The organism is Armatimonas rosea, from assembly GCF_014202505.1.
Taxonomy (GTDB): domain Bacteria; phylum Armatimonadota; class Armatimonadia; order Armatimonadales; family Armatimonadaceae; genus Armatimonas; species Armatimonas rosea.
Window position 1 is genome coordinate 971,551 of record NZ_JACHGW010000001.1, and the last position, 24,811, is coordinate 996,361.

At 63.8% G+C, this 24,811-nt stretch carries 27 protein-coding genes; 10 read left to right on the forward strand and 17 right to left on the reverse strand.

Features of this window, described 5'->3' with window-relative positions:
• Positions 1–2: 2 nt before the first annotated feature.
• A complete protein-coding gene (locus HNQ39_RS04415) occupies positions 3–203 on the forward strand; it encodes a hypothetical protein (protein WP_184192735.1) in 201 nt (66 codons plus the stop codon).
• Here HNQ39_RS04415 and HNQ39_RS04420 read toward each other — a convergent pair.
• From HNQ39_RS04420 to HNQ39_RS04435, 4 genes are all read right to left on the reverse strand, one after another.
• Entirely contained in the window at positions 200–1,069 is an 870-nt protein-coding gene (locus tag HNQ39_RS04420) for an ABC transporter permease (RefSeq protein ID WP_184192736.1), read from the reverse strand. The genes HNQ39_RS04415 and HNQ39_RS04420 overlap by 4 nt on opposite strands.
• A 118-nt stretch (positions 1,070–1,187) precedes the next feature.
• Positions 1,188–2,171, reverse strand: a complete 984-nt coding sequence (locus HNQ39_RS04425) for an ABC transporter permease (RefSeq protein WP_184192737.1) — start codon at positions 2,169–2,171, stop codon at positions 1,188–1,190.
• Positions 2,168–3,895 (reverse strand): ATP-binding cassette domain-containing protein, encoded by a 1,728-nt coding sequence (locus tag HNQ39_RS30490; protein WP_184192738.1) that lies wholly within the window; start codon positions 3,893–3,895, stop codon positions 2,168–2,170. The genes HNQ39_RS04425 and HNQ39_RS30490 overlap by 4 nt, the downstream gene beginning before the upstream one ends.
• Complete coding sequence (locus tag HNQ39_RS04435; protein ID WP_184192739.1) at positions 3,895–4,920, reverse strand: BMP family lipoprotein; 1,026 nt, start codon at positions 4,918–4,920, stop codon at positions 3,895–3,897. Before HNQ39_RS04435 ends, HNQ39_RS30490 begins: the two co-directional genes overlap by 1 nt.
• 146 nt (positions 4,921–5,066) lie before the next feature.
• Between HNQ39_RS04435 and HNQ39_RS04440 the strand changes: the two genes are divergently transcribed.
• Complete coding sequence (locus tag HNQ39_RS04440; RefSeq protein WP_184192740.1) at positions 5,067–5,471, forward strand: DUF6174 domain-containing protein; 405 nt, start codon at positions 5,067–5,069, stop codon at positions 5,469–5,471.
• Positions 5,472–5,476: 5 nt separating this feature from the next.
• Here HNQ39_RS04440 and HNQ39_RS04445 read toward each other — a convergent pair whose 3' ends face one another.
• Positions 5,477–5,761, reverse strand: a complete 285-nt coding sequence (locus HNQ39_RS04445; protein WP_184192741.1) for a helix-turn-helix transcriptional regulator — start codon at positions 5,759–5,761, stop codon at positions 5,477–5,479.
• Between the two features lie 93 nt (positions 5,762–5,854).
• Here HNQ39_RS04445 and HNQ39_RS04450 point away from each other — a divergent pair, with 93 nt between their 5' ends.
• Positions 5,855–7,309, forward strand: a complete 1,455-nt coding sequence (locus HNQ39_RS04450) for an NADP-dependent isocitrate dehydrogenase (RefSeq protein ID WP_184192742.1) — start codon at positions 5,855–5,857, stop codon at positions 7,307–7,309.
• 6 nt (positions 7,310–7,315) lie between these two features.
• Here the strand turns inward: HNQ39_RS04450 and HNQ39_RS04455 are convergent, their stop codons facing one another.
• A complete protein-coding gene (locus HNQ39_RS04455; protein ID WP_184192743.1) occupies positions 7,316–8,071 on the reverse strand; it encodes a hypothetical protein in 756 nt (251 codons plus the stop codon).
• A gap of 75 nt (positions 8,072–8,146) precedes the next feature.
• Here HNQ39_RS04455 and HNQ39_RS04460 point away from each other — a divergent pair, with 75 nt between their 5' ends.
• Positions 8,147–8,839, forward strand: coding sequence for a hypothetical protein (locus tag HNQ39_RS04460; protein WP_184192744.1), 693 nt, complete (start codon positions 8,147–8,149; stop codon positions 8,837–8,839).
• Positions 8,840–9,048: 209 nt separating this feature from the next.
• Complete coding sequence (hpf, locus tag HNQ39_RS04465) at positions 9,049–9,411, forward strand: ribosome hibernation-promoting factor, HPF/YfiA family (RefSeq protein WP_184192745.1); 363 nt, start codon at positions 9,049–9,051, stop codon at positions 9,409–9,411.
• Positions 9,412–9,442: 31 nt separating this feature from the next.
• Here hpf and HNQ39_RS04470 read toward each other — a convergent pair whose 3' ends face one another.
• Positions 9,443–9,952, reverse strand: a complete 510-nt coding sequence (locus HNQ39_RS04470; protein WP_184192746.1) for a tetratricopeptide repeat protein — start codon at positions 9,950–9,952, stop codon at positions 9,443–9,445.
• Positions 9,953–9,957: 5 nt separating this feature from the next.
• Entirely contained in the window at positions 9,958–10,659 is a 702-nt protein-coding gene (locus tag HNQ39_RS04475) for a C40 family peptidase (RefSeq protein WP_184192747.1), read from the reverse strand.
• Positions 10,660–10,757: 98 nt separating this feature from the next.
• Here HNQ39_RS04475 and HNQ39_RS04480 point away from each other — a divergent pair, with 98 nt between their 5' ends.
• The 4 genes from HNQ39_RS04480 to HNQ39_RS04495 are packed head-to-tail and all read left to right on the forward strand — an operon-like array spanning position 10,758 to position 14,691.
• A complete protein-coding gene (locus HNQ39_RS04480) occupies positions 10,758–11,366 on the forward strand; it encodes an SMI1/KNR4 family protein (RefSeq protein ID WP_184192748.1) in 609 nt (202 codons plus the stop codon).
• A 17-nt stretch (positions 11,367–11,383) separates the two neighbouring features.
• Entirely contained in the window at positions 11,384–12,871 is a 1,488-nt protein-coding gene (locus HNQ39_RS04485; RefSeq protein WP_184192749.1) for a sugar ABC transporter ATP-binding protein, read from the forward strand.
• Positions 12,868–13,812 (forward strand): ABC transporter permease, encoded by a 945-nt coding sequence (locus HNQ39_RS04490; RefSeq protein WP_184192750.1) that lies wholly within the window; start codon positions 12,868–12,870, stop codon positions 13,810–13,812. The genes HNQ39_RS04485 and HNQ39_RS04490 overlap by 4 nt, the downstream gene beginning before the upstream one ends.
• A gap of 36 nt (positions 13,813–13,848) precedes the next feature.
• Positions 13,849–14,691, forward strand: a complete 843-nt coding sequence (locus HNQ39_RS04495; protein WP_184192751.1) for a hypothetical protein — start codon at positions 13,849–13,851, stop codon at positions 14,689–14,691.
• 1 nt (position 14,692) lies between these two features.
• Here HNQ39_RS04495 and HNQ39_RS04500 read toward each other — a convergent pair whose 3' ends face one another.
• The 6 genes from HNQ39_RS04500 to HNQ39_RS04525 are packed head-to-tail and all read right to left on the reverse strand — an operon-like array spanning position 14,693 to position 21,422.
• Positions 14,693–15,520 carry a PPK2 family polyphosphate kinase gene (locus HNQ39_RS04500; protein WP_184192752.1) on the reverse strand — a complete coding sequence of 276 codons (828 nt, stop codon included), beginning with the start codon at positions 15,518–15,520 and terminating at the stop codon, positions 14,693–14,695.
• A 7-nt stretch (positions 15,521–15,527) separates the two neighbouring features.
• Complete coding sequence (locus HNQ39_RS04505) at positions 15,528–18,071, reverse strand: beta-N-acetylhexosaminidase (RefSeq protein ID WP_184192753.1); 2,544 nt, start codon at positions 18,069–18,071, stop codon at positions 15,528–15,530.
• The gene (locus HNQ39_RS04510; RefSeq protein WP_184192754.1) at positions 18,068–18,670 is read right to left on the reverse strand and encodes a DUF2141 domain-containing protein; all 603 of its coding nucleotides are present in this window, start codon (positions 18,668–18,670) and stop codon (positions 18,068–18,070) included. Before HNQ39_RS04510 ends, HNQ39_RS04505 begins: the two co-directional genes overlap by 4 nt.
• Before the next feature lies 1 nt (position 18,671).
• Positions 18,672–19,250 (reverse strand): ankyrin repeat domain-containing protein, encoded by a 579-nt coding sequence (locus HNQ39_RS04515; protein WP_184192755.1) that lies wholly within the window; start codon positions 19,248–19,250, stop codon positions 18,672–18,674.
• A 43-nt stretch (positions 19,251–19,293) separates the two neighbouring features.
• Positions 19,294–19,923 carry a PAQR family membrane homeostasis protein TrhA gene (gene trhA, locus HNQ39_RS04520; protein ID WP_184192756.1) on the reverse strand — a complete coding sequence of 210 codons (630 nt, stop codon included), beginning with the start codon at positions 19,921–19,923 and terminating at the stop codon, positions 19,294–19,296.
• A gap of 29 nt (positions 19,924–19,952) precedes the next feature.
• Positions 19,953–21,422, reverse strand: a complete 1,470-nt coding sequence (locus tag HNQ39_RS04525) for a hypothetical protein (protein ID WP_184192757.1) — start codon at positions 21,420–21,422, stop codon at positions 19,953–19,955.
• A gap of 109 nt (positions 21,423–21,531) precedes the next feature.
• Here HNQ39_RS04525 and HNQ39_RS04530 point away from each other — a divergent pair, with 109 nt between their 5' ends.
• A complete protein-coding gene (locus HNQ39_RS04530) occupies positions 21,532–22,137 on the forward strand; it encodes a hypothetical protein (RefSeq protein WP_184192758.1) in 606 nt (201 codons plus the stop codon).
• On the opposite strand, the gene HNQ39_RS04535 is transcribed toward HNQ39_RS04530, so the two are convergent.
• Genes HNQ39_RS04535 through HNQ39_RS04545 form a run of 3 tightly spaced genes read right to left on the reverse strand, consistent with a single transcriptional unit; the run spans position 22,130 to position 24,796 of the window.
• Positions 22,130–23,071 carry a CapA family protein gene (locus HNQ39_RS04535; protein ID WP_184192759.1) on the reverse strand — a complete coding sequence of 314 codons (942 nt, stop codon included), beginning with the start codon at positions 23,069–23,071 and terminating at the stop codon, positions 22,130–22,132. The genes HNQ39_RS04530 and HNQ39_RS04535 overlap by 8 nt on opposite strands.
• Position 23,072: 1 nt before the next feature.
• Positions 23,073–24,227 (reverse strand): glycoside hydrolase family 2 TIM barrel-domain containing protein, encoded by a 1,155-nt coding sequence (locus HNQ39_RS04540; protein ID WP_184192760.1) that lies wholly within the window; start codon positions 24,225–24,227, stop codon positions 23,073–23,075.
• Complete coding sequence (locus tag HNQ39_RS04545; protein WP_184192761.1) at positions 24,224–24,796, reverse strand: Ntn hydrolase family protein; 573 nt, start codon at positions 24,794–24,796, stop codon at positions 24,224–24,226. The genes HNQ39_RS04540 and HNQ39_RS04545 overlap by 4 nt, the downstream gene beginning before the upstream one ends.
• Positions 24,797–24,811 lie beyond the last annotated feature (15 nt).

Here is a 24,811-nt window from a genome sequence, read left to right on the forward strand (position 1 = left end):
CCATGTTTCACTACCGTAGCCAGGAGGAGTGGGAAGAGGTCGCCACGGTCTGCGGGGTGCTTGCGGTGCTCTTTGTGATCGGCTCACAGGTGGACGGCGCAAAGATGAGCGCCAAAGGAACCCCGTTTCTCTACACGTTCCCAACGGCTTTCTTTGGGCTCTGCGCCTTGGGGAGCTGGCTCTACTCCCGCCGCTTGCCCTAGCCTTGCTCGAAGGGCTCGCCGAGGTGGGCGGGGGGCTTGACCTTGGCACCCCGAATGGCGAGGGCCAGAAGCGTCAGGACATACGGGAGGGCCAAGAAGATCGGGTAGGGGATATGAAGCTTGCCGTCGGCTTGGAGCCGCGTCTGCCAGACATCGGCGGCGGCGAAGAGCAGCGCGGCCGTGAGGACACCCAAGGGATTCCAGCGCCCAAAGACCACGACCGCCAGCGCGATAAAGCCGCGCCCACTGGTCATCTCCTCGGTAAACGTGTTGCCGATCCCAATCGAGAGCGCCGCCCCGCCAATACCGCAGAGTGCGCCGGTCGCCAAGATCGTGACGGTGCGTAGGCGGTTGACAAAGACTCCCGCCGCCGCCACTGCCTGGGGCTTCTCGCCCGCCGAGCGCACCATCACTCCGAGCCGAGTGCGGTAGAGGAGCCACTGCGCGAGAGGAATCAGGAGAAGGCCAAGCAGGGTGACCCCGTGTATCGCGGTAGAGCCATCGCCAAAGAGCACAGGGAGCGTCTTGACCTCGCCGGTGCTCTTGATCGCCCGGTAGAAGACTCCCGTCCCGCCCAGCGCCAGGAAGTTGATGGTCGTGCCCACGATCACCTGGTCGCGCTTCATCCCAATGGCAAAGACCGCAAAGACTCCCGCCAGCGCCGCCGCGACCAGCGCTGCCACCAAGACCCCGAGGTAGGGCTGGCCCGTCGCTGCCGAGACCAGCACCGCCACGAGCGCCCCCACGAGGAGCAGGCCCTCTAGCCCGATATTGACCACACCCGCCCGCTCAGCGAAGACGGCACCCAGTGCCGCGAGAAGAACCGGTGTCGCGAAGGTGAGGGTCTGGAGGAGAAAGGGGATCATGTTCGCCCCCTAACCCCACCACCCTCGCTTCGCGGGGTACCCGGGCGGGGGGACAAAGCCGAATCGGATTCCTTGTTTTCCCCCCGCCGGGCGGGGGGTAGGGGGTGGGTGGTTCGGCTCACTTCCCACGCTCCTTTAGCCAGCTATAGGCCAGCACGGTAAAGAGGGTGACCGCTTGGAGCACCTGGATCACGACTGATGAGACCCCGGCGCTTTGGACCTCGGTGGCACCGGCGGTGAGGGCACCGAAGAACAGCGCAGTGACGATGGTCCAGAGTGGGGATAAGTTGGCCAGCAGGGCAACCGCGATGGCGGTGTAGCCGTAGCCCTTGGAGTACGGGTCGGCGAGGAAGTAGGTGACCCCGCAGATCTGGATCGCGCCCGCCAGGCCCGAGAGCGCGCCCGAGAGCAGAAAAGTGAGCCAGGTGGTCTTGGCCACGGAGATTCCCGCTGCCGCTGCCGCCTCCGCCCCCGCCCCGACCGCACGCAGCGCAAACCCCGAGGCGGTCTTGGCAAGGTAGGCCCAGGCCACGACTGCGAGCACGAGCGCTAAGAGAAAACCCTGGTGGAGCTGTGTCCCCGGCCAAAGAAAGGCGAGCCGCCCCGGGATCGCGAGCTTGTCGGACTGGGGGTACTGCTTGACCGCCTCTTGCAAGGGGCCACGCACCATCCAGGCGACCAGCTGGATGGCGACAAAGTTGAGCAGGAGGGTCGAGAGCACCTCTTGGACCCCACGCCAGAGCTTGAGCGCCGCCGCCAGCCCCGCCCAGAGCGCCCCGCCCAGAGCGCCGGCTGCAAGCGCGACAGGCAGGAGGAGGGGCGCAGGGAGCTTCTGTGTCCCCGCCCAGATCGCAAAGACCGCCCCGAGCAGGAACTGCCCCTCGGCCCCGATATTAAACAGCTTGCCCTTAAACGCCAGCCCGACCCCAAGCCCGGTGAGCAGGAGCGGCGTGGTCTGGAGGAGCGTGTTGGCGAGGCTATCTTTGGAGCCAAACGCCCCGCGTGCCAGCGCCGCCGCCACGGCAAGGGGGGAGGCTTTGGCGGCTAAGATGACAGCGGCTAAGAGTAGCAAGCCCCCGAAGATACATGCAATGAGCTTCACCGTGCGCCTCCCATCAGCCGGCCTAGGTCCTCGCGCGGAGTCTCGGGGGAGACAATGCCCATCAGCTTGCCGTCGAAGAGGACCGCGACTCGGTCCGAGAGGGTAAGGACTTCGTCGAGCTCCGTGGAGATCAAGACAATGGCCGCGCCGCTTGCCTGTGCCTCGCGCAGGGCCTTGTGGACATAAGAGATCGCGCCCACATCGAGGCCACGGGTGGGGTTGACCGCGACAACGATCTTCGGCTCGCCCGCCAGCGCACGCGCGATCACAACCTTCTGCTGGTTGCCCCCCGAGAGGCTGCTCGCCTTTGCGTCGGGGCCCTCGGCACGGATATCAAAGCGCTGGATGAGCTGCTCGGCGCGGGCACGGAGCGCCTTGGCTTTGAGAAAGACGCTTTTTCTAAACTCTGGGCTATCTTGGACACCCAGCGTCAGGTTCTCGGTGATGGTCAGCTCCAGCGCGAGGCCACGCTTCTGGCGATCTGCGGGAATCACCCCGATCCGGGCATCGCGCACGGCGGTGGGAGTGGGTACCAGCGGCTGACCACCGACCCGAATCTCGCCCTGGGGGGGCCTTGCCATCCCGGAGAGGCAGTCGGCAAGCTCGGTCTGGCCGTTGCCATCGACGCCCGCAAAGCCCAGAATCTCGCCCGGCGCGACCGTAAATGAGATCGCGTTGAGCTTGCCGAGGGTGAGGTTGTGGACGGTGAGGGGGATCTCTTTGACTTCCAGCTCCCTGCCGCCGCTTCGCGCCATCTCCCTGCCGCTGAGACGGCTTCCCTCTTCCCCTATTGCTCCTTCGTCGCGGGAAGAGGGACTGTCTGGAATGCCCCTCTTCCTAGCGAGGGACGAGCGATCTAGGGAAGAGGGGAGGCGAGGAACGAGCCGGGGAGATGGCCCGGGGGAGATGGCCTGCGGAGATGGCACCGGCTGACTCCCCACCATCGCCTCGGCCAGCATTCCTGCATCGCACTCGGCGGTGACGAGGCGCTCCACGACTTTTCCGCGCCGCAGGACTGTCACGCGCTCCGAGAGGGCGAGAACTTCATCGAGCTTGTGGGAGATAAAGACAATCCCTTTCCCCTCGGCGGCGAGCTGGCGCAGGGTGGCGAAGAGCTCGGGGGTCTCGGTGGGGGTGAGGACGGCGGTGGGCTCGTCGAAGATCAGGACACGGGTCTGGCCACGCAGGGCCTTGAGGATCTCGATCCGCTGCTGGGTCCCGACGGGCAAGCTCCCCGCAGGCGCGTCCCAGGGAATTGTCCAGCCGAGCCGCTGCGCCAGCTCTTGTGCCTCGGCGAGGACGCTCTTCATCGGCCAGGAGAGGGGGCCGCCCTTGCCCTTATCGGCGGAGAGCAGGAGGTTCTCCGCGACCGAGAGCGGGGGGACGAGCAAGAAGTGCTGGTGGACCATGCCGATCCCCTGCGCGGTGGCATCGGCGGGGGAGGCGAAGCGGGTGGGAGTGCCCTCTAGGAGTAGCTCCCCTGCACTCGGGCGCAGGAGGCCCGAGAGGATATTCATCAGGGTGGACTTGCCCGCGCCATTCTCCCCCAGCACGGCATGGATCTCTCCCGCACGCAGGTCGAAGTCGACCGAGTCGAGCGCGGTGAAGCTGCCAAAGCGGCGGGTGAGGGCGCGGGCCTCTAAGAGATTGTCCCCCCCTAGCCCCCGTTCGACAGAGGAAAAGGCTCCCCCGTCGGACGGGGGCGGGGGGGGCGGGTTTTCCACTACGGCGTGACCTTACCGGCGACAATATCCGCCTCGGCGGCGGCGATCTTGGCCTTTAGCTCATCGGGGACCTTGCCAGCGAACTTGTCGTTGTAGTGCAGGCCGACCACTTTATCCTTCAGACCGTAGCTAAACGCGCCGGTCGCCTTGCCCTCTTTGACGGCTTTGGCGGCGAGCAAGTAGGCCGCCTGTGCATCGACGAGAAACGAGCCCAGGTTTTTAGGCGTGGCAAGGTCGTCTTGGGGAGCGTTGGCCCCGATAAACATCGCATCGGCCTTGTCGGTGACCGCCTGCGCGACTCCCTGACCGGCCGCGTTGGCGTTGTGGTGCACGACATCGACCCCGCCATCGAGGAGGGCCTGGGTCTGCTGCTTGGCCTTGGCGATATCGTCGCCGCTGCCCGTGAAGACAATCTTGACCTCGGCGTCGGCCTTGGCGGCCTTCACGCCCTTCTCAAACGATGCAAACGCCTCTTTGACAATCGGAATCTCGCTTCCGCCCACACAGGCCACTTTTCCGGTCTTGGTCATCCCACCCGCCAGCATCCCGGCCAGGTAGGTTGCCTCGCCCGCCTTGAACTGAATGGGGGTGAGGTTGGGAGCGGTCGTGCGGCCCCCGACTACCACGAAGTAGGTCTTGGGGAACTCCTTGGCCACGGTTGCGGCGGCATCGTCGTACTCCGAGGCGTGGAAGAAGATCAGGTTGCAGCCCTTCTTTGCCAGATCGCGCGCGGCGCCGGCGACATTGGCTTGGCCTGGGTCCTCGATGGCAGGGACTGTCTCCGTGCCGGCGATCTCGCCCTTGATCTTCTCGACACTATCATTGGCGAGCTGGCTCCAGCCCTTGTCGTTGATCTTACCGGGGGTGATGAGCCCGATCGTCAGCTTGTCCAGAGTTGCCCCGCCCCCGGTTGTGGCAGCGGGAGTGTTGGTGGCCGCCTCTTTAGGGGCCTCTTGCTGCGAGCAGCCCGCAAAGACAAGGCTAAGAGAGAGAAGCGCACAAAAGCGCCGTCGGGAAGCGATCATAGGAAAACTCCAATGCAAGTGTGTTGGCTCAGGATACCTTAACCACCCTCCGTGGACAAGAGTTCCCGCGCGGCTTCTTTTACCGCTTCACTGGTAGAGACGGTAGACTAAAGCTCTTGTCGTCGGTTGCGGTCTGAGAAGGTGAGATGGGAAAACGAACGATTTTACTCGTGTTGCTGGTGCTGGCGGGGTGTGGCGGCGGAACGGCGGTGTCTGACCTTGACCAGGCGCGGGCGAGCTGGCGTGCGCAGGGGCTGCGCTCCTACAGCGTTACGGTGCAGAAGATCTGCTTCTGCCCGGAGGAGTACACGCGCCCGGTGACCATCACGGTCCGCGACGGTGTCGCGACCAATGCTCCTGAGTACCTGGCCGCCTACGGCACGGTAGAGAAAGCGCTCGATGCGGTGGAGTCTGCGCAAAAAGGCAAGCCCGATACGCTCACCGTGAGCTTCGCCCCTCAGGGCTGGCCCACGAGCCTCTATGTCGATCCAAGCAAGGCCCTGGCCGATGACGAGTACCGTGTTCTCCTGAGCGCGGTGACCCCGCTCTAGGCGCGCTAGCTCTTCTCGGCGAGGGCGATCAGCTCACGGATCGTGCGGTGCGCCTCGATGGGGTGGCGCAGGTGGGCATCGCTGTGCACCTCGTAGTGGTTGCGCCGCCCGTCGCGCACACGGGTGAGCGCGCCGGCTTCCTCAAGTTCCGCGACGATACGTTGCACCGCCCGCTCGGTAATGCCCACTTTTTCGGCGACATCACGCAGGCGCATCTCACTGTCTTGAGCAAGGCAGATCAAGACATGGGTGTGGTTGGTTAGGTAGGTCCAGCCCGTTTCAACAGCCATTTGAGTTCTATTATAACGTAGTCGTGAAAAAATATTTATGAAAATATTGTCGTGTAAATAATTTCGTGATAATGTAGTCACCGGAGGTTTATCATGGAACAGTACGCAGTGGCTTGTGCGAGTGGCGATGGGATTGGGCCGGAGATCATGGGAGCGGTGCAGCGCATTCTTGCCGCCGCCAAGGCACCCCTGACGTGGCGACCCGTGGAGCTGGGCAAGGCGGTCTACGAGGCGGGGCAGAGCTCAGGGATCGCACCCGAGGCGTGGGCGACCCTTCGCGAGACCAAGGTGCTCCTGAAGGCACCGCTGACCACTCCCCAAGGCGGGGGCTATAAAAGCGTCAATGTGACCCTGCGCAAGTCTCTGGGGCTCTATGCCAATGTGCGGCCCTGTGTCGCCTATGCCCCGTTTGTGGCCACCAAGCACCCGAACCTGGACCTGGTGATCATCCGCGAGAACGAAGAGGACCTCTACGCGGGGATCGAGCACCGGCAGACCGACGATGTGGTGCAGTGCCTCAAGCTCATCAGCCGCCCGGGCTGCGAGAAGATTGTCCGCTACGCCTTTGAGTACGCTCGCAAGAACAACCGCTCCAAGGTGACCTGCATGACCAAAGACAACATCATGAAGCTCACCGATGGGCTCTTCCGTCAGGTCTTTGAGGAGGTCTCTCTGGAGTACCTCGATATCCAGACCGAGCACATGATTATCGATATCGGTGCAGCCCGGATCGCCGATACTCCCGAGCGCTTCGATGTGATCGTCACCAGTAACCTCTACGGCGACATTATCTCCGATATCGCGGCCCAGGTGGCAGGGTCGGTGGGGCTGGCGGGCTCGGCCAATATCGGGGAGCACGGGGCGCTCTTTGAGGCGATCCACGGCAGCGCCCCCGATATCGCCGGCCAAGACCTCGCCAACCCTTCGGGACTGCTCCAAGCCGCGGTCCAGATGCTCGTGCACCTCAACCTGCCCGATACGGCGACACTGGTTCACAATGCGTGGCTAAAAACACTGGAAGAGGGGATCCACACCGCCGATATCTTCCGCCCCGAGACCAGCAAGGCGTGCGTCGGGACGCAGGCCTTCGCCGATGCGGTGATTGCCCGGCTGGGTCAGGTGCCGACTCTCTTGCCCTCGGCCTGCTACACCGAGGCACTTGTCTCCGACGAGCCCACAGCAGTCGCTCCTACCCTGCCTCGTCCTAGAGCCCACAAGGACCTGGTCGGAGTGGATGTCTTTCTGCACTGGCGCGGCACCTGTCCGGAGGAGCTGGCACTGCGGCTCCAGAAGCTCGGTGCGCCCCGGCTGAAGCTCGCGCTGATCACCAACCGGGGCGTGAAGGTCTGGCCCGGCGGCCTCCCCGAGACCTTCTGCACCGACCACTGGCGCTGCCGGTTTGTGGCAAAGGGAACCAAGCTGATCTGCCACGGCGATGTCCTGGCGCTCCTGGCAGGAATCGACATGGCCAGCCTGGACTTCATCAAGACCGAGAACCTCTACGAGTTCGACGGAATCCCCGGCTTCGCGCTTGCCCAGGGGCAGTAGGGAACCCTAGCCGAGGTAGGCCTGGAGCTCAGCGACGAGCTCCGGGGCCTCGTGGCTGGTGGCGACTGTCTGAAGGGCCTCGGTGAGGCGCTCGGGGTAGCGCTTGCCAATCACCCGCAGTGCCTCCGCGAGGTAGTCCCGCTGCGCTTGGTCGTCGGCGATGAGGTAGCCCGCCAGTGTGGCAAGCGTGGTCTCGCCTTCGTCGGTGGCCTGCGCCACGAGGGCTTCGAGTCTCTCTAGCTGGTGCAGCTCGTAGAGCAGGGCATCCACACAGACGCAGGTTGCTTCGTCGCACGGGGGCTCCCACCGGTAGCGGGCGAGCAGGTCGTCGGCAGCGGTAGCGAGTGCCTCCTCGCTCCAGCCGCCCTTGCGGGTGAGCCACTCTTGCAGCGCGACCAGGTGCTTGCTCTCCTCGTAGCTCCAGTGGGTCCAGAACCAAGCGCGGCCCCGGCTGGCACGGAGCAGGTTCTGGTTGAGGGCGGCGTAGTCGGGGAGCAGGGTCGCATCCCGCCAGAGCGCCAGCACGGCATCCACGAGAGCGGCGCTGGGTGCCGGCGTCTCCACTGTCCAGTCCAGCGAGCCCCAGGGGTTCCACAGCCGCTCCGCGTCGGCGCGGGCGAAGTGGTCTTTGTAGAGCGTGTAGAGCGTCCGCTCGGTCTCTTTATCGAGCATCGCGGCGGCAGAGCGCTCCGTGGTGGCGTTCTGGCGTGCGTTGAGTTCGTCGTCTTCGTGGCTGCGTAGCATGGTGTTTTGTGGTACCACGCTCCCTAGGGCCAGTCATGGGCCAAATGGCCTATTTCACGGAACCTGCGCGGCCCTGAGGGCGTTAGGGAGAGCATGGATATCCCCCCGCAAGTAACTACCGTCCACCTGGAGCTTGGCAGTGTCCGCCAGCCCTACAACACCGCCCGGATCTTTGGCGACACGGGCACGACCTTCTCCCTGCGCGACCTCCAGGGCAAGGGAAGCTTCGGCTACGGCCGTGTGACCGTGCTCCACCCGCTCAATGCCAACCATGGCCTGCGCCTGATGCTCGCGCCGCTGGGCTACTCAGGGACGGGGCAGTTTGCCGCGCCGGTGCGCTTTCAGGAGACAACCTTCTCGGCCAATACGCCCACCACAGGGAGCTATATGTTCAACTCCTACCGCGTGAGCTACTGGTCCACGGTGCGCCAGAGCGAGCGCGAGACCTGGCGTGTGGGCGGGACCCTCAAGGTGCGCGATGCAAAGATCGCCCTGCGCCAGGGGAGCACCTACGCCTCGTCGTACAACCTAGGGATTGTCCCACTGGTCTATCTCAGCGGCGAGCGGCGGCTCAGCGAGCGCTGGAAGCTACTGCTGGACGCCGACGGGCTGGCCGCACCACAGGGCCGCGCCTTCGATGTCGGGCTTTTCTTGGCGCACACGCTCTCGCCCAAGACCGATCTCACCGTAGGCGTGCGAACCCTCGAAGGCGGCGCCGATAACGAGCGGGTCTACAACTTCGCCCGGCTAGACTATCTGAGTGCAGGGCTCATCCAGCGATTTTAAGAAAAATAATTCAGGAAACAGGGAACGTGCAATTGCGTTTCTTGGTATTGATTACTAACGAAGGGGAGTAGCGACCGGCTCGGCTAGCCGGGGAGAGTTTCGTCAGGACGCTCGCAGTGCGAGCCGGAGCCCTCCTTTCTCACCAGATTTGCAAGACCTTCACCAGAGCACCCTCTGGCGAGGGTCTTTTGCTTAGAGAAAGGATACTGATGAACATTCAAGTACAAGGTCGTCACCTGGTCGTCTCCGATGTCCTTCGGCAGCACGCCGAGCTTGTCCTCCAGCGCCTAGGCAGGCAGTTTCCCGCGATCCGCCACGGCCATATCACCCTCACGCTGGGCCGCCAGGAGCACCAGGTCGATATCCGGGTCTGGGCGGAGGGGCTGGACCTGCGGAGCGAGGCCCACGGGGAGGATCTCTACGCTGCTCTCTCCCGCGCGGCGGGGAAGCTGGAGCGCCGCCTCCAGAAAGGCAACGACCGCAACTACCGCTTCGGCAACCACCACGGGCAGCACGCAACCCTCCGTTGCCCGGACCAGCGTCCGCTCGCACGGCTACGCCCGGAAACGTAGCCTCCCTCCCAGCGGCGGACGGCCTCCCGCGTCACCGACGATGCGGGAGGTTTTTTGTTTTTAGCCTTGCTTCTGCTTCCTTGTGAACCATATAGCCTGCTGCCATCAAGGGCATGCCTACAGGTGTGAGTCGGGCAGCCTCTTGCCAGTGTGGCAGGGCAGTAGCAACTGAGTCCTGTGTGTTTAATAGATCACCAAGTTGCAAGTGTGCATCGGCGCACTGCTCACGTCCAAGGTCGTAGGAGAGTGCTTTTTGGTAGTGATCTATCGCGCTCTGGTTCTGCTTTTGTTTTTGATAAATTTTGGCAAGCTCCAGGTATATATGTCCTTGTCTTTGAGGCTTCTCATAGCGAAGTGCCATTTTCCATGCCTGTTCTGCTTCAACCCAATGTCGCTTCTGTTGGAGTTTCCAGGCTTTCCAGTGCCAGTCCCAGGCTACTTGGCTTTGCTGAATTTCCTGAACATACTGGTAGGTAGCCGTACTTCCGATTGCTAAGAAAATTCCCAGTGAGATCACACCAATGCGACGAATCGTTTTCATACTTTTTAAGTGCCCAGAAACCGCCGAGCAGTTGCACTGGCCCGGTGCCAGATCGTGGTTTTCTTGACGACATCGCCCATCTGCGGGGCCTCGGCTTGCCAGCCACTGCCCAGGTAGAGCGCGACATGGCCCGGCGTGCATACCACATCGCCAAAGCGTAGCTCTCCGAGCACCGGCTTGCCCGCCTGCGCGATCGCCCCCGATGTCCGTGGGACACTCTTGCCCGCCACGCGCAGCATCGCCCCCACAAACCCCGAGCAGTCGCAGCCGCTCTTGGTATCGCCGCCGTAGAGATAGGGAACCCCCAGCCACTCCTCGACCGTGCGCGCGAGCTTTTGGCAGACTCCCGGCGGCGGGATAAGCTGGTCGTCGCCGAGCCGCAGGCGGACGTAGCCATCGAACGTGGTACTCTCCGGGCGAATCTTCGCCGCGCGGGAGTCGGTGCGCACTTGGACCGCATCCCCCGTCTGCTCCAGCGCCTGCACGATGCCCTTGCCCCCGGCCCAGGGAAGATACACCTCGCGCTTGCCCGTGGCCAGGTCGGCGCGAAAGACCATGTCCCGCGTCCCCCACCACACACTCCGCGCGGTAAGCAAGACTGGCCCCTCACCGCCAGGGAAGTCGTCTTTGTAGAGCGTCGAGACACGGCGACCGTCGGGCAGTACAATCTCCCGCGCGGTGCGCTGGATGTCTTGCGGGCGTTTCATGGGATGCATTTTACGGCGTTTTGAAACGGGCGGCTAAAGCGGCCCGCTGGTGCGGCAAGCAGGCTGAAGCCCGCTCTACTGTGCTAAACTTGAGCATAATGATACGCTGGCCTGAGGTTTTTGATGAGGCGTACCCTATGCCGGGCGCGACCGACGACGTGTGTGAGGCATTTCTCGAAGAGATCGGGCAGCCCCTTACCGCTCAAGAGCTCGCGGAGATACGTGCGAGCCAGAGCAATCCATTTTTTGAAACAGATCCGCTCTATGCCTCGTGGGAGCCTCTTGATCCCGTGCTTTGGCCTCTTCCTCAGCGACCTCTGCCGCCTGCCTATCTCTCCTTGCTTCAGTGGTCTAATGGCGGCGAGTTCCGCACGGGGGAGCGCTGGTTCCAGTTCTTCCCCACCCATGACCTGCGGCCTATCTTGCTCTCCTACTGTTTGCCGGAGTACATGCCCTATGCCTTACCTTTTGCCTTCAATGGCAGCGGGACGTTCTATCTCTTTGACCTGCGAAGCCCTGCGGTAGACGGTGAGTATCCGATTGTCTGTGCGCATGCCGGCAACCTTGGCTGGGAGCCTGAGGCTTGCTTTGCGCTTGCAGGCTCGTTTATCACTCTCTGTCAGGGAACCCTAGAGATTGACAAACTACGCCACGGGAGTGGTGGCGAAAGAGGTTTTCCCCGTTCTTCTGCCGAATCTCAGGCTTGATGTCATCTAACAAGGCAATGTCAGCGGGTGAGCCGATCTTGACGATGCGTGGGATCGAGAAGTCCTTTGGGACGGAGGTCAAAGCGCTCAAGGGAGTGGACTTTGAGGTCCGCCCCGGCGAGATTGTCGCGCTGCTCGGGGAGAATGGGGCGGGCAAGTCCACCCTGCTCAAGGCCATCACGGGGGTGCACACCCCCACGGCGGGCGAGGTGCGCTGGTTTGGCGAGCCGGTGGTGCTGGACTCTCCGGCGAAGGCGCGTGCCCTGGGAATCCGGACGGTCTACCAGGAGCTCAACCTGGCACCGCACCTGAGTGTGGCGGCGAATATCTATCTGGGCGCGGAGCCGATGAAGAGTGGCCTGCTGGACCACAAGGCGATGCGCGAGAAGGCGCAGGCACTCCTTACCCACCATGGCTTTGACCTCAACCCGGATGCGCTGGTCGGGACACTCGGTCCGGCGCAGCGGCAGGCAGTCGAGATCTGCAAGGCGCTCTCCGAGGAAGCAAAGCTGCTTCTTCTCGATGAGCCGACCTCGTCGCTGGGCGAGAAAGAGATCGAGGAGCTCTTCACCACCCTGAAGGCACTACGAGAGCGCGGGATCGGGATGGTCTTTGTCAGCCACCGCCTGCCCGAGTGCTTTGAGCTCTGTGACCGGGTGGTGGTCTTGCGCGATGGCCTGAAGGTCTACGAGGCCGCGATCTCGGAGACGGACACGTCCACGGTGGTGCGCGCGATGGTCGGGCGGGAGCTCTCGGACTTCTACCCGCGCGTGGCCGGCGAGCCCGGCGCGGAGCGGCTGAAGGTCAACTTAGATGGTGTGGAGTTCGCGACACGTGCCGGTGAGGTGGTCGGGATCGCGGGGCTGATGGGCGCGGGCCGCACGGAGCTCCTCGAGGCGATCTTTGGCCTGCGCCACATGAGCGGGAGTGTCTTGGTCGATGGCAAGCCACTTCCCCTCAACAAAGGCCCACGTGCCGCGATCAAAGCCGGAGTCGGGATGCTCACCGAGGACCGCAAGCGCACGGGGCTGGCGCTGGGGCTGCCCGTGCGCCACAACGTCACCCTGGCGGGGCTAGAGAAGATCGCGCCGGGGCCGTGGCTCTCGCACGGGCCGGACAAGGCCGCCACCAAGACCGAGATCGAGCGCCTGCGGATCAAGACCTCCAGCACCGAGACCCTGATTGGGACCCTCTCCGGGGGCAATCAGCAAAAAGGTGTCCTCGGGCGCTGGCTCCACGCGGGGTCGTCGGTCTTGCTCTTTGACGAGCCGACGCGCGGGGTCGATGTGGGCAGCAAGGTCGAGATCTACGAGCAGATGAACCTCCTCACCCAGGGTGGTGCGACCATTGTGCTAGTCTCCTCCGAGCTCCCCGAGCTTCTGGGGATGAGCGACCGCGTCCTGGTGCTCTTCCAAGGCCGCCTTGTCGCCAATCTCGCCCGCCCCGATGCCACCCCTGACCGCGTTCTGCACTACATGATGACCGGAAAAGATATCGCCCTATGACACTTGCCAAGCGCCTCCTGCCCGCCGTTTCCCTACTCTTGCTCTGTATCTTCTTCACCTTTCGTGTCCCCGCCGTGACTGGCCACCAGTCGTTCTTGACGGTCGATAACCTCTACGGGATCACGGGGCAGTACGCCTACTTGCTCCTGATTGGCATGGGGGCGACCCTGGTGATCATTATCGGGGGGATCGATCTCTCTGTGGGAAGCGTGGTCGCGCTCTCGGGCGTGATCGCATCGTACTTGATGGTGAAGTCCGGCCAGTCGGTGGCTGTCGGGGTTCTCTCGGGGATCGCGACCGGGGCACTCTCGGGGGGCCTGGTCGGGCTGATCGTCACCAAGCTCAAGGTCCCCGCCTTTATTGCGAGCCTCGGGATGCTGCTCGTCGTGCGCGGCGTGGCGCTCCGTGCGGCCAATGGCGTGACTGTCGACGGCACCCCGGAGCAGTTCAACCAGTTGGCCTCGGGGACCGTGCAGCACATTCCCATGCCGCTGATCCTGGTGCTTCTCGTGGCGGGGCTGGTGGCCTTTATCCTGCACTACACCAAGCTGGGACGCTATGTCTACGCTATCGGCTCCAACCCGGAGGCCGCGCGTGTCTCGGGGGTCCCCGTCGAGAAAGTCCAGCTCGCAGTCTATGCGATCGGCGGTGCCCTTGCCGGACTTGCTGGTCTGGTCGAGTCTGCGCGCCTGAGCTCGGGCAACCCCACTGGCGGCGATGGCTACGAGCTCGATGTGGTCACCGCGGTCGTGGTCGGGGGCGCGAGCCTGGCGGGCGGCGAGGGCCGGGTCTCAGGAACCCTGCTCGGAGCGCTCCTGATCGCGGTCCTACGCAATGGCTTCAACCTGCTCGGGGTCCCCGCCTTCGACCAGAAGATCTACATCGGCCTGCTGATTATCGGCGCAGTCGCCTTCGATCAGAGCCGCCGTAAGAGTAACTGAGTGAAGCATGGTGCAGATTGAGGGGTCTTCTTGGATATGGATACACGACAGGCGCAAAAAATAGCGGAGAGCTATCTTCAGAAACTTGAGCTGGACAGAAGAAGTCTTCTTTCCGCAAAAAACGTGGGGAGTAGACTCTGCAATAAAAAATACGAGGAGTTCTGGCATCTGCGTTTCAGCGATCCTGAGGGTAGTCTCCGGATGGAGCTTCGGGAAGACCTGCTTCTGAGCCTCATTCGAATCGGGCCAAATGACAGAGAGCTTGTCAAGCATGAGCCTTTTCTGCCAGAAGCGATGGCTCGCAAGCGCATCGGGGAGCTTGTCCAAAAACTGGGCTGGTCAGCGGAGTATCCCGACATCTCTGACTTGAGTGCCAGACACGATGAGGAGCGGCCTGGATGGGGCGCTGACTTGCCTCGTGTGGCACAGGGAGTGCGTTTTTCTTCCCAAGGGGCATGGCTTCGGATCAGTGGGCAGGGGCAGGTGCTACGCATTGAGCGTCCGAATTATACTCCCGCCCCAAAAAGTTTCGTGGAGCGTATCTCTGCCGCGCAGGCAGTTGCCATCGCCGATGCGTGCATTCGCAGGTGCTCCCTCCAGCTTTCCCCGACGTCACTGCAGGAGGTGACCAAAAATAAGCGTGTGGTGCAGCCGAGCGCTTTCTGGGACGAAGCGAACTGGAAGGGAGACAAGACCAGACACATCAGTACCGATCCCAGTGAGGAGTTTTCCCGTGTTGCCTGGATTGTGGTGTATCCTGTCCCGTACGACGAGAGCCGGTTGTTCTACGGAGCAAAACATTCCATCTATTCTGTCTACGTGGATATTGAGACGGGGGCGGTGATCGGTGGCTGGCATGGGCCTCACTTGTCGCCGTAGCTCACCCTGCCGTAGCGCGGGCCTTGTCGAGCGCCACTTTTTGCTCCGCCCCGAGCTTTGCCAGCGCGGCCTTCCACTCGGCTTTGTAGGGCTTGAGGGTCTCGATCAGCACCTCGGCCATGGCGACATTGCGGAACCACTTGTTGTCGGCGGGGATGACGTACCAAGGGGCGTCTTTGGTCGAGCAGCGCTCTAGGACATCGTCGTAGGCCGCGCTGTAGTTGTCCCAGAAGTTGCGCTCGGTCCAGTCACTGGGATTGAGCTTCCAGGCCTTGTCCGGGTTGGCCTCGCGCTCCAAAAGCCGCCGCTCTTGCTCGTCTTTGCTCACGTGGAGGAAGAACTTCACCACAATCACATTGTTATCTACGAGTAGATTTTCAAAGCTATTGATATCGTCGTAGCGCTTCTCCCAGACCGCTTTGGGGGCCAGCTCGTGCACCCGGACGACCAGGATGTCCTCGTAGTGGCTGCGGTTGAAGAAGACCACCTCGCCCTTTCCGGGGGTCTGCTTGTGGATGCGCCAGAGGAAGTCGTGGGCGCGCTCCTCGGGGGTGGGGACTTTAAACGACGCAACCCGAGTCCCGCCGGGGTTCATCGCGCCGGCCACGCTCTTGATCGCACCGTCTTTCCCCGACGCGTCCCGGCCCTGGAGCACGACCAGGAGCGCATGTGTCCCCGCCGCTGAGAGCAGCTCCTGGAGCTTTCCTAGCTCAACCGCCTGCTTGGCAAAGCGCTCCAGGGCCTGCGCCTCGGTCATGCCACCGTCGCTCTTGGTGGGGATCGTGGTAAAGCTCACCTTACCGGGGTTATCGAATTTCTCGCAAAGCATGGGGCGATTATACCAACCCTGTCGCGGCGTGGACGAGCAGCCCAGACTCTCCGTTGGCGCTAGTGATCGTTATCGTGCCGCCGCTGGGGATCGTCAGGCTCCGCAGCCCCGGCGCGACCGTGCGTGCGCTCGGGTCCGAGAGCGCACTGGGATCGTCGCTGGTGGAGAGATTCACCCCGTAGACCAGCGCCGTCTCTTTTCCCTTGACGGTCACGGTTCCGACGACTGTCCCCCGCTCGGTTTTATGGGTCGCTGCGATAATCAGCCGCAGCTCGGTCGTGCCGTGAAGCTCCAGTGTGAGGGAGAGCGGTGCGGGCTCGGTGAGCTTTCCGGCGAGCAGGGTGGGGGCGAGACGGTAGAGGACCCCATCGCTCAGGCGCGCCTCGCGTGCCTTGCCGGGGAGCTGCGCCACCGCGCCGGGGCGTGGCTTGGTGGGCTGGGTTTGCTTCTCGCCCCAGAGGCGCGTGAAGACCTCGCCGGCATCCCAACGGGGCTTGGTTGCGCCGCCGTTCCAGAAGTGCTCTGCGGCCAGTACCATCGCCACAAACTGCCGCCGCTCCGGGCCATCGAGTACCTCGGCCTTGGACTCGTAGCCGCACCAGGTGGTCTGCAGGCCGCCCCACGCGCCGACCTCTGCGGCCGCCTTGGCGAACCCCGAGACATTGCCCGGATTGAACCAGGTGCAGGCCACGAGCCGCGAGAACCCGGCGTCGCGGAGCTTCTTCAGCGACGGAAACGTCTGATGCGCTCCGTACTGCCAGTCAAACAAGACAATGTCTTTGGGGAGGCCGTCGCGAACCGCCTTGGCATCGGCGGCACTGGGAGCGGTGCCAAAGCACGGGGCCACCTCCGACGGGTGCAGCGCCATGTCGGCCCACATCCACATTTCCTTGCCGCGTTTTTTATGGAAGGCCTGCCAGTGCTTGGCATTGCTCACAAAGAGCTCGGAGAAGGTGCGGGGGGCGGAGCGGTACGGAAAGCGCCCGCGCATGGTCACTTCATCGAGGCCCGCATGAAACGCCGGGGCCCCGAACAAATCATCTGCCTCCGCGACCAGCCGCTCCAGGTAGCCTACCGCGGCGGGGTTGGAGATATTGACCGCGTAGGGCAGCTCCGGGTCCTCGGCGAAGGCCCGGTTCTGCGGCTTGTTGAAGAGCCACTCCATGTGGCCGTAGCTCTGCACCAGCGGGGTCAGCGTGATCCCGTGCGCCTTGGCAAAGGCAATCTCCTCCTTGACCGCCGCCTTCGTGCCGCCCCAGCTCGGGGCCACCGACGGGTCGCTCTCCCACTTGAGCTGCTCGCACTGGATCACCAGGTGGTTGAGCTTAAAGGGCGAGTAGAGACGCTCAATGAGCTTTTTCTGAAACGGGAGCGCGTTCTGCCCGTGGAACAAGTGCACGCCGCGAAAGCCCAGGGTCGGCCAGTCCTCGATCTCGACCGAGTGAATGACTTGCCCGCGCTCATCGCTATCGAGGAGCTGGAGCAAGGTCTGCGCCGCCCAGAGTGTCCCGGCCGTATCGCTGCCTACGAGCTGGATGCGATCTTTGCGCACCGAGACCGTGTACGACTCCGGCCTACTCCCCCCCTTCGCAGCGCCCCCCTTCGCGGAGCTGGAGGGGGTGGCGAGCCCCAGCGAGCCGGGGGAGGAAGATAACAATGCAATCGCGCGCTCCGCACCGGGGCCGAGGACTTCGATCTTGGTCTTGTCTGTCAGGCGCACGGGCGGGCCGGTGACCGTGAGCTTCTTGGGGGTGGGGATCACCAGCGGGGTCTTGGCGGCTTGCGGGACGAAGGCATCTTTTTGGCCCCTAGCCCCGCTTCGCGGCCATCTCCCCGGCTCGTTCCTCGCCTCCCCTCTTCCCCTAATAGCTCCTTCGTCGCTGGGAAGAGGGGCAAATGTGATGGTGAAGGTCGCGGCCTGTTCGCCGTCGGCGAAACGCACCGGGCGGGGAGGGGAGCCCAGGCCGAGCCAGAAGATCGGGGCGGCTTGGGCCCACTCGAAGGGCTCCTTGCGTGCATCGAAGCAGACCGGTAGCTCGGATTTTTGGGTGCTGTGCCAGCCAAAGGCCACCTGTCCGAGCTTGGTCTCGAAGGCGAGCTTGCGAAACGGCGGCCCGAGGCGGCGCTCGTCCTGGGAGCCGGTGAGCGGCGTGAGGGGGACGGTTGCCAGGCGGGTGTCGCCGCTGAGGGGAGCGCCCTCCAGCAGGTTCGCATTGACATAGCCCGCCGCCCATTCTAGCTCCGCGGGGATATCGGACTTCAGGCGGTAGCGCAGAGTGGTCGTAACAGCGTTTTCCGTGACTAGCCACTCTAGGGCGACCGCAGCGCTCTCGTTCTCGGCACTCACCTCGGCCTGCCAGCTCTCACCGGTCTTGTGCCAGCCCGTCTCGCTCCAGCGGACCGTGGTGGGGTTGAAGAGCACCCCGCTCCAGCCGGCCTTGACCAGGTAGAGCGTGGAGCGCCGGATCACGGGGACACCGTCTAGGGTGACACGGAGGCCATTTGCCGGTGTCCAGGCAACCGAGAGACGACCCAGGGAGAGGGGGCTCATAGGTGTACCACCTTGATAAAAAGTAGCCGCTCGGGGCCGGCACCGGTGATCGCGAACGCAGTGTCTTTAAACCGCGGCGGCCCCATGCGGATCTTGGGATCGTTGGAGAAGCCAAAGCCCTCCTTGGGAATCCCAAAGGTCTTGGTATCGAGCTTACCGTTGCTGTTCTCATCGTGGAAGAGTGTCACGGCATAGACTCCTGGAGCCAGCTTGGGCACCACAAACCGCGCCGATTTATCGTCGGTTAGGGCGCACGTACCGCTGGTGAGCGCTTTCTCCCCCTTGTCGGGGAAGCCGTCGGGGCCGGCGAAGACCGAGTAGATCAGCTGGCCCTTGGCACTGCGCAGCCCCTCGACCTCCACCGTGAGTGCTGTCTCTTGCGGCTTCTCACCGTCGGCCAGCGCGACCGGGTAGCGTGCCTTGGTCCAAGCGAGGGCCTTCTCCAGAAACTTGGGTGCGGCGCTCAGCACGAGCGCCTGTGTGCTCCGGCCCTCGGTCTGGAGGGGCCAGGCGCGGGCAGGGTCGTATTTCTCGGGGAGTGTCAGCGCAAGCTCCAGGTCCGGGCTGGTTACCTCGATAATGCTCATTCCCTTTTGCATCTCACAGGGCACCCTTGGCACGGAGCAGTCTCTCCACCCGCGCGTAGCCGTTTTGCTGGGCGGCTTGGAGCGGCGTGAAGCCCCCTGCTTGGATCGCATTGGGATCAGCCTTGGCATTGAGGAGCGCCGCCACCACCGCCTCGACCGCGGCTTCGTCTTTACCGGCCACAGCGGAGTGGAGCGGGGTGACCTGCATCGCGTTCTGGCTGACAGCATTGGGATTGGCGTGCTCGTCGAGTAAGAGGCGGACACAGTAGTGGTGCCCAAAGAAGGCCGCCAGGTGCAGGGCGGTGTAGCCATCCGATGATACCTCCAGGGCGCGGTCCCGGTGGAGCTGGAGGAGCACGGCGACATCGCGGATACGCCCCAGTGCTGCGGCCTCAAAGATCGAGAGGGTCTCATGGCGCAGCTCCCCGAGTGTCTCTGCGAGTGCCTTTCGCCCGTGGTAGAGCGCCAGCAGCGCGGCCGGCGTGCCATCGGGGCCGTGGGTATTGGCGAGGGCGGGATTGGCCGCGAGGGCTGCCAGCGCGACTGCCTCATCGCCTGTGGTCGCCGCCGTGAGAAACTCTTGCTCTGTCATGCCTCTAGCTTACCCGATAGGGCAGGGCTTAAGCGGCCCAGAGCTAGAGAAGGCTCATAAAGACAAAGTGGCAAGCGCTTGCGGCGAGTACCAGGACATGCCAGAGGTCGTGGTAGTGGAAGACGCGGCCTGGTTTAGGGAGAGGGTACTTCACGCAGATCGCGGCCCCGACCGAGTAGATCAGCCCCCCTGCGAGGAGCCACCCGAGCTGCGCGACCGTCATGAGCTTGACCATGGGGACGATCGCGATGAGAAAGACCCAGCCCATCAGCAGAAAGAGCATGCCCTGGACCCAGTGGGGGGCCTTGCGCTTGGTGACCCAGTCCACGATGATTCCGGTGATCGCCAGGCCCCAGATAATCCCAAAGAGAGTCCAGCCCCAGCCACCCCGTAGAGGGAGCAGGCACAGTGGGGTGTAGGTCCCCGCGATCAGCAGGTAGATTCCCGTGCGGTCGAGCCCGTAGAGGACGTCTTCCGCCTTCTCCGAGACCGGCAGGCTGTGGTAGAGGGCACTGCCGGTGAAGAGCAGGATGAGGGTCGCGCCGTAGATCGAGAACGCGGTCGCGCGCCAGGGCTCACCCTTGGACCAGACCAGTAGAAGCACCAGAGCAGCCACTCCTAGCAGGGCCCCGATGCCGTGCGAGAGCGCCGAGAACGGGTGCTTGAGCTTCATGTTCCCATTCTATCCGACTTCGTCCGCGCTTAGAGGTGGAGGAGGTCCTTGAACCACCCAAAGAGAGAGAAGTGGCTGGCGTGCGCGGTCTGGATCGGCTTGGGAGTGGGCGGTGCGGGGGGCTGGCTCAGGCTGGGCTCCTCCAAGAAGCTGCGGCGGTAGGTGAGCTCCGCGACAATGGGCTTCTCGTACTTGGCAGCCTCCGCGAGGGTCTTGAGCTTGTTCTCGGTCATGACCTTGGCAACCACATCGACAAAGGGGCGGATATTGCCCGTGTTGATCTTGCGGTCGAGGAGAGTCGCCAGGCCCGCCTCGCTCTGCACCACATCGCCCACGGTCCCGGTGAGCTTTGTGCCGTCGGTGAGGGTGACCGTGATCGGGTCGTTCTCGGGCCAGTACGACGCCTTTGCCTGCTTGATCTGTGCTACACGGAAGGCCGCGCTCCGGCGCCCTGCCCGCTGCCAGATCGCGGTGAGGCGCTTGTCCTCGATGATCTTATTGACCGCGTCTTTTCCTTGCAGCTCCACCCCCGTGACGGGGTCGACCACGGTGAGGGTCTTGTCGGTCTGGATATCGAGGCCAAACTGGCGGAAGTCTTGCTGGAAGGCGGCCGGGTTCTCTTTCTTCTCCAGCGCCAGCGCCTTGCAGATATCCTGCTCGCCGCTTCCGTCGGCCATGGTCACAAACTGGATAAAGCCCACCGAGACATAGCCGGTGTCGTAGGTCTGGGTGGTCTCGAAGCCGCCCTCCAGAGCGCTCACCTGCGCGAAGCACTTGCGCTCGCTGGGGGAGAAGCCCGCCTCTTTGAAGAGAATCGAAAGCTCGGCCTCGGGGATATCCTTGACCCGCTTGCCGTAGGAGACCACGCCCTTGGCGAAGCGGTAGTAGGCGAAGCGGTCTTTGTCAAAGCGGACATTGTCGCGGTAGACATAGGGCTCGTCGTTTTCATCGAAGCGCACCGTGTACTGCAGCGGGACAGTCGCATTGTGGAACGCGGCGGGCGGGTTCCCCGCAGCCGCGATCAGCCCGGCGGGCGCGAGGCCCGGATACGGTGGAGGAGTGGGCTGCTGGCGGACGGGCGTGGTGCCGCTGGAGGCAACCGTGGTCTGGTTGGCACCATTGGCGGCATCGGCGAGGCGCTGTGCCTGAAACTTATCCCAGGCGATCTTGGAGTCGATCCAGCTCTCCCACTCGGTGACTCCGCCCTTGGCGGTCTGGCTGGGGGGGATCTTCTTGCCACCGGTGACCGCGCGCTGGTAGGCCAGGAACCAGGTCGAGCCCTCGGGGGTGAGGCGCACGGCCCACGGCCCCGGCTTGCCCGGTGTGGGGGAGCTTACCTCGACACTATAGCGCCCTGGCGCGTTCCAGAAAGAGACCAGGGCCTTGCGCTCCGCCTCGGTGAAGAGGGGTTGCTGCTGGGCCGCTTGGGTCTTGTGCACGAGGATGCCGCCGGCAGTTGCGGCGGTCAAGACAAGAGAGATCGGAATTACAGGTCGCATAACAATATCCTCGGAAGTATACCGTAATTATGCGCGGCCAAGTTCCAAAAAAATACCCATATGCAACCCTTTTCCCCGTTTTGTGTCCGATCTTGCGGAGGTTTCTGCAATGCGTGTCTTACTTTTTCCTACAGTTGCTCTGATGTGCTCGCTTACCTGTGGCTGTGCCAGCGACTCGTCGCGTGCCCGAGAGGCCGCACGAACCTTTCTCTCTGCGATGAACCGAGGCGATGCCAGCGCGGCGCAGGCCGTGGCCACCGTGGCTGCCCGCCCCAATATCGCGACCCTGCTCAAGGACAAGAAATCCGAGAGCGGCGGCTTCACCCTGGGCGAGGCGACCGTAAAAGACGATACCGCGGAGGTGCCGGTCACGCTGACCAGTCGCGACTCCAAGCCCACGACGGGGAGCCTGCTGCTACGACGAGAAGAGAAAGAGTGGCGTGTCTGGGCGCTACGGCTCCACACCGACGGTGGCCCGGAGCTGACCCTGGACTTTGAGCACCCCGAGCGCATCGTGGGCGAGGCACTCGGCGCGGCGTTTGGGGAGCTGGCCAAGGGGCTGGAAGGGCTGAGCAAGGGCGCAGAGAAGACCGGGCGCGCTCTGGGGGAGGCGCTCGGGGGCTTTGTGAAGGGCTTCAGCGACGGTATCGAGAAGAGCGCGCCGAGGCCCGAGGCACCCCGTGGGGGGGAGCTGGATCCCCCCGTGCTTAAGTAGTCAGCTGGCCGTCGGGGCCAAGCTTAGGGGCGCTCTTGCCAAAATCCGCCTGGGAGAGCGCCCTTACGAGGGTGAGGGCCTGCTTCTTGGGGTCGGGGAGTGGGCCGCCAGGGGAGCGCTGGAGCAGGGGATGGAGCTGGCCGCGCACAAACCTCCCCTCCTCATCCAGGGTGACCTGAAGGACGGCGGAGACCCCGCAGGGACCGCGTAGGTTCATCCGCCCGTAGGTGGCAAAGTTCCCCAGCGAGTAGGCGATCAGGTGCCCCTTGTAGAGCTCCATTCCCCGCAGGACATGCGGCCCGTGCCCGATCACCAGCGAGGCGCCCGCCTCGATCACGGCGTGGGCAAAGCGCCGCAGGTCGCCGCGGGCCTCGGCGAAGAACCCCTCGGTGCCGCGGGGGACATGCTGGTGTGCCGCTCCCTCCGCGCCGCCATGAAACGAGACCACGACCCGCGAGCTCTGGGCGCGTGCTGCGGCCACGAGCCGTCGTGCGGTCGCGATATCGTTGAGGTTGGGCGAGATGGGGTTGGTCGCAAAGCCTAGAAAGGCCACTTCCTTGACCAGCACGGCCGTGCCACTCGCGCCCGCCGCTGCGATTTTGAGGCGCTTGAGGGTCTGGAGTGTCTGGGTGCGGCCCGTGGCCTGGAAGTCGCCTGCATGGTTGTTAGCGACGGACAGCACCTCAAAGCCGGCCTCTTGGAGCCACTTGCCGTAGCGTGTCGGGGTGCGAAAGGCGAAGCTATGGGCCGCGTTCGCCTTTGCCGGGGTGACCGTGCCACCGTCGCAGAGCGGCCCCTCCAGGTTGCCAAAGGCGATATCGGCGGCCCGAAGCAGCGCGGCAGCAGGCAGGAGGATGTTCTTTTGCGGGAGCCGGGGCGACGGCCAGTCGCTCCCCAGCATGATATCCCCGACCGCGGCAATCGTGACCGGCATGCTACTTCACCTGAAACGGAACGTTGGCGGTCGCCGCGCCGCCGTGGCTATCGCGGACATAGACAAAGAGGCGGTAGGCTCCTGGTTCGGTGGGAGCAGCGAGGGTGAAGGGCTTGCCGGCCTCTCCCGGAAGCTCGGTGAGCCAGGCATTGTTCTCGCGGCGTAACTCCCAGCGCACCCGCACCGGCCCGCTCGCACGCACGGCGACTGTCGCAGAGACCGTGGCACCAGGCGCGACCGTCTTGCCCTCGGCGGTGCTGGTCAGGCTCACCAGCTCCGGGCAGGGCTTGGCAACGGGCTTGCCGGTCCACGCCTGAGTCAGCACATCCACCGAGGCGAGCTTCTCACTTGTTTTCGGGAGAAACATCCCAAACCAGGTCACGGTCCCCTCAACTTTATCATCCCAATGGAACACGTAGCTCCCCAGGCAGCTCGCCTGCCCCGCGACCGCGCGGGCGTAGCTCTCGGCGTAGCGCCGGGCCTTCTGGGTGCTGCTCTCCTCGCGGGGGGCGCCCCACTCGGTCTTGCCGACCTCCCAGGGGCCCAGCGGCCCAAACTCCGTGAGGACATAGGGCTTGGTCCAGCCCGCTTTTCTAAGGCGCTCGGGCAGGCTGGGGGCACCGCCGTAGGAGTTGATCCCCAGGATATCGATCGAGGGCGCGAGCTGCTTGAGCTGGGCGATCTTCTTATCGCTGATCTCGGCGACTACGGTCATGACCGGGTGGTCGGGGTCGGCCTTATGGACAGACTGCGCGGCCTGCTCCAGGTGCTTCCACATCGCCTCGCTCTCGGTATCGTCGAGGCCGACCTCCATCTCATTGCCCAGTGCCCAGCAGAGCAGCGCGGGGTGGTCTTTGTAGCGGGCGACATGGCCGTAGACCGCCTCCAGCTGTCCCGCGACTGCCTTGGGATCGGTGTAGCGGAAGCCATGCTCTTTGTGGCCCAGCCAGATCCCCACGGTGACACTCAGCCCGAGGCGCTGGCACTTATCGAGCATCCCGCCCGCTTCATCGGCGCCCCAGGTGCGGATCGAGTTTCCGCCTGCCGCGACCAGGTCCTCCAGCAGGTGAGCACCTGCCGCCCCGCGGATAAAGTAGGGCTTGCCCTCGCGCTTGAGCTGCCAGCCGCTTGTTGTTTTTTCTAGTGTTGTCTTCATACTAGCTCCACTTTATAACAGACTGCCGGGAGCCCGGTGCTGTCATTGAACTCCGCTGAGGCCGCAATCGCCTTGTTCGCGAGGTCCTCTGCCGTCAGCGACGGGTCGTCGTAGAGCGCCCAGAGGGCGCCCATGGCGTACTGCGAGCCGCTCCCGTAGGCGTAGAAGCGCGTGAAGGCCTGCACCAGCCGGTCGGAGTCTACCCCAAAGATGCCGTGGGGACTGGCGATCAAGGAGTCAAAGCGCGTCGACTCCACGGCGTTGGAGTCGTCCTCGTTGGGGTTGAGGAAGTAGCGCTCTTTGCAGGCATGGTGGAGCATCAGCCAGGTCGCGTAGATATCGTCGGGGTCGGTGAACTTAGGCGCGGTCTTGAGGCTGCCAAAGTAGTTCTTGAGCATGTGGCGCGCGCTGGAGGGGCCACAGTAGGCGACAAAGCCCTTGCCCACGGGGACAATTTTCTGGTGGTTGACCACGTAGTCGGCGGTCTCTTTCTGGCTGCCCCACTTGGTAAGCGTATCGGCGGCGATAGCGGCCTGTTCGCCCTTACGGACCACGACAATCGTTGACATGGTGCTATTATAACC

Excerpts from the sequence above, each read along its gene's own strand:
- HNQ39_RS04415 (WP_184192735.1), top strand. The coding sequence starts at position 3 with ATGTTTCACTACCGTAGCCAGGAGGAGTGGGAAGAGGTCGCCACGGTC.
- HNQ39_RS04420 (WP_184192736.1), bottom strand. The coding sequence starts at position 1,069 with ATGATCCCCTTTCTCCTCCAGACCCTCACCTTCGCGACACCGGTTCTT.
- HNQ39_RS04435 (WP_184192739.1), bottom strand. The coding sequence starts at position 4,920 with ATGATCGCTTCCCGACGGCGCTTTTGTGCGCTTCTCTCTCTTAGCCTT.
- HNQ39_RS04440 (WP_184192740.1), top strand. The coding sequence starts at position 5,067 with ATGGGAAAACGAACGATTTTACTCGTGTTGCTGGTGCTGGCGGGGTGT.
- HNQ39_RS04445 (WP_184192741.1), bottom strand. The coding sequence starts at position 5,761 with ATGGCTGTTGAAACGGGCTGGACCTACCTAACCAACCACACCCATGTC.
- HNQ39_RS04450 (WP_184192742.1), top strand. The coding sequence starts at position 5,855 with ATGGAACAGTACGCAGTGGCTTGTGCGAGTGGCGATGGGATTGGGCCG.
- HNQ39_RS04460 (WP_184192744.1), top strand. The coding sequence starts at position 8,147 with ATGGATATCCCCCCGCAAGTAACTACCGTCCACCTGGAGCTTGGCAGT.
- hpf (WP_184192745.1), top strand. The coding sequence starts at position 9,049 with ATGAACATTCAAGTACAAGGTCGTCACCTGGTCGTCTCCGATGTCCTT.
- HNQ39_RS04470 (WP_184192746.1), bottom strand. The coding sequence starts at position 9,952 with ATGAAAACGATTCGTCGCATTGGTGTGATCTCACTGGGAATTTTCTTA.
- HNQ39_RS04475 (WP_184192747.1), bottom strand. The coding sequence starts at position 10,659 with ATGAAACGCCCGCAAGACATCCAGCGCACCGCGCGGGAGATTGTACTG.
- HNQ39_RS04480 (WP_184192748.1), top strand. The coding sequence starts at position 10,758 with ATGATACGCTGGCCTGAGGTTTTTGATGAGGCGTACCCTATGCCGGGC.
- HNQ39_RS04485 (WP_184192749.1), top strand. The coding sequence starts at position 11,384 with ATGTCAGCGGGTGAGCCGATCTTGACGATGCGTGGGATCGAGAAGTCC.
- HNQ39_RS04490 (WP_184192750.1), top strand. The coding sequence starts at position 12,868 with ATGACACTTGCCAAGCGCCTCCTGCCCGCCGTTTCCCTACTCTTGCTC.
- HNQ39_RS04495 (WP_184192751.1), top strand. The coding sequence starts at position 13,849 with ATGGATACACGACAGGCGCAAAAAATAGCGGAGAGCTATCTTCAGAAA.
- HNQ39_RS04500 (WP_184192752.1), bottom strand. The coding sequence starts at position 15,520 with ATGCTTTGCGAGAAATTCGATAACCCCGGTAAGGTGAGCTTTACCACG.
- HNQ39_RS04505 (WP_184192753.1), bottom strand. The coding sequence starts at position 18,071 with ATGAGCCCCCTCTCCCTGGGTCGTCTCTCGGTTGCCTGGACACCGGCA.
- HNQ39_RS04510 (WP_184192754.1), bottom strand. The coding sequence starts at position 18,670 with ATGCAAAAGGGAATGAGCATTATCGAGGTAACCAGCCCGGACCTGGAG.
- HNQ39_RS04515 (WP_184192755.1), bottom strand. The coding sequence starts at position 19,250 with ATGACAGAGCAAGAGTTTCTCACGGCGGCGACCACAGGCGATGAGGCA.
- trhA (WP_184192756.1), bottom strand. The coding sequence starts at position 19,923 with ATGAAGCTCAAGCACCCGTTCTCGGCGCTCTCGCACGGCATCGGGGCC.
- HNQ39_RS04525 (WP_184192757.1), bottom strand. The coding sequence starts at position 21,422 with ATGCGACCTGTAATTCCGATCTCTCTTGTCTTGACCGCCGCAACTGCC.
- HNQ39_RS04530 (WP_184192758.1), top strand. The coding sequence starts at position 21,532 with ATGCGTGTCTTACTTTTTCCTACAGTTGCTCTGATGTGCTCGCTTACC.
- HNQ39_RS04535 (WP_184192759.1), bottom strand. The coding sequence starts at position 23,071 with ATGCCGGTCACGATTGCCGCGGTCGGGGATATCATGCTGGGGAGCGAC.
- HNQ39_RS04540 (WP_184192760.1), bottom strand. The coding sequence starts at position 24,227 with ATGAAGACAACACTAGAAAAAACAACAAGCGGCTGGCAGCTCAAGCGC.
- HNQ39_RS04545 (WP_184192761.1), bottom strand. The coding sequence starts at position 24,796 with ATGTCAACGATTGTCGTGGTCCGTAAGGGCGAACAGGCCGCTATCGCC.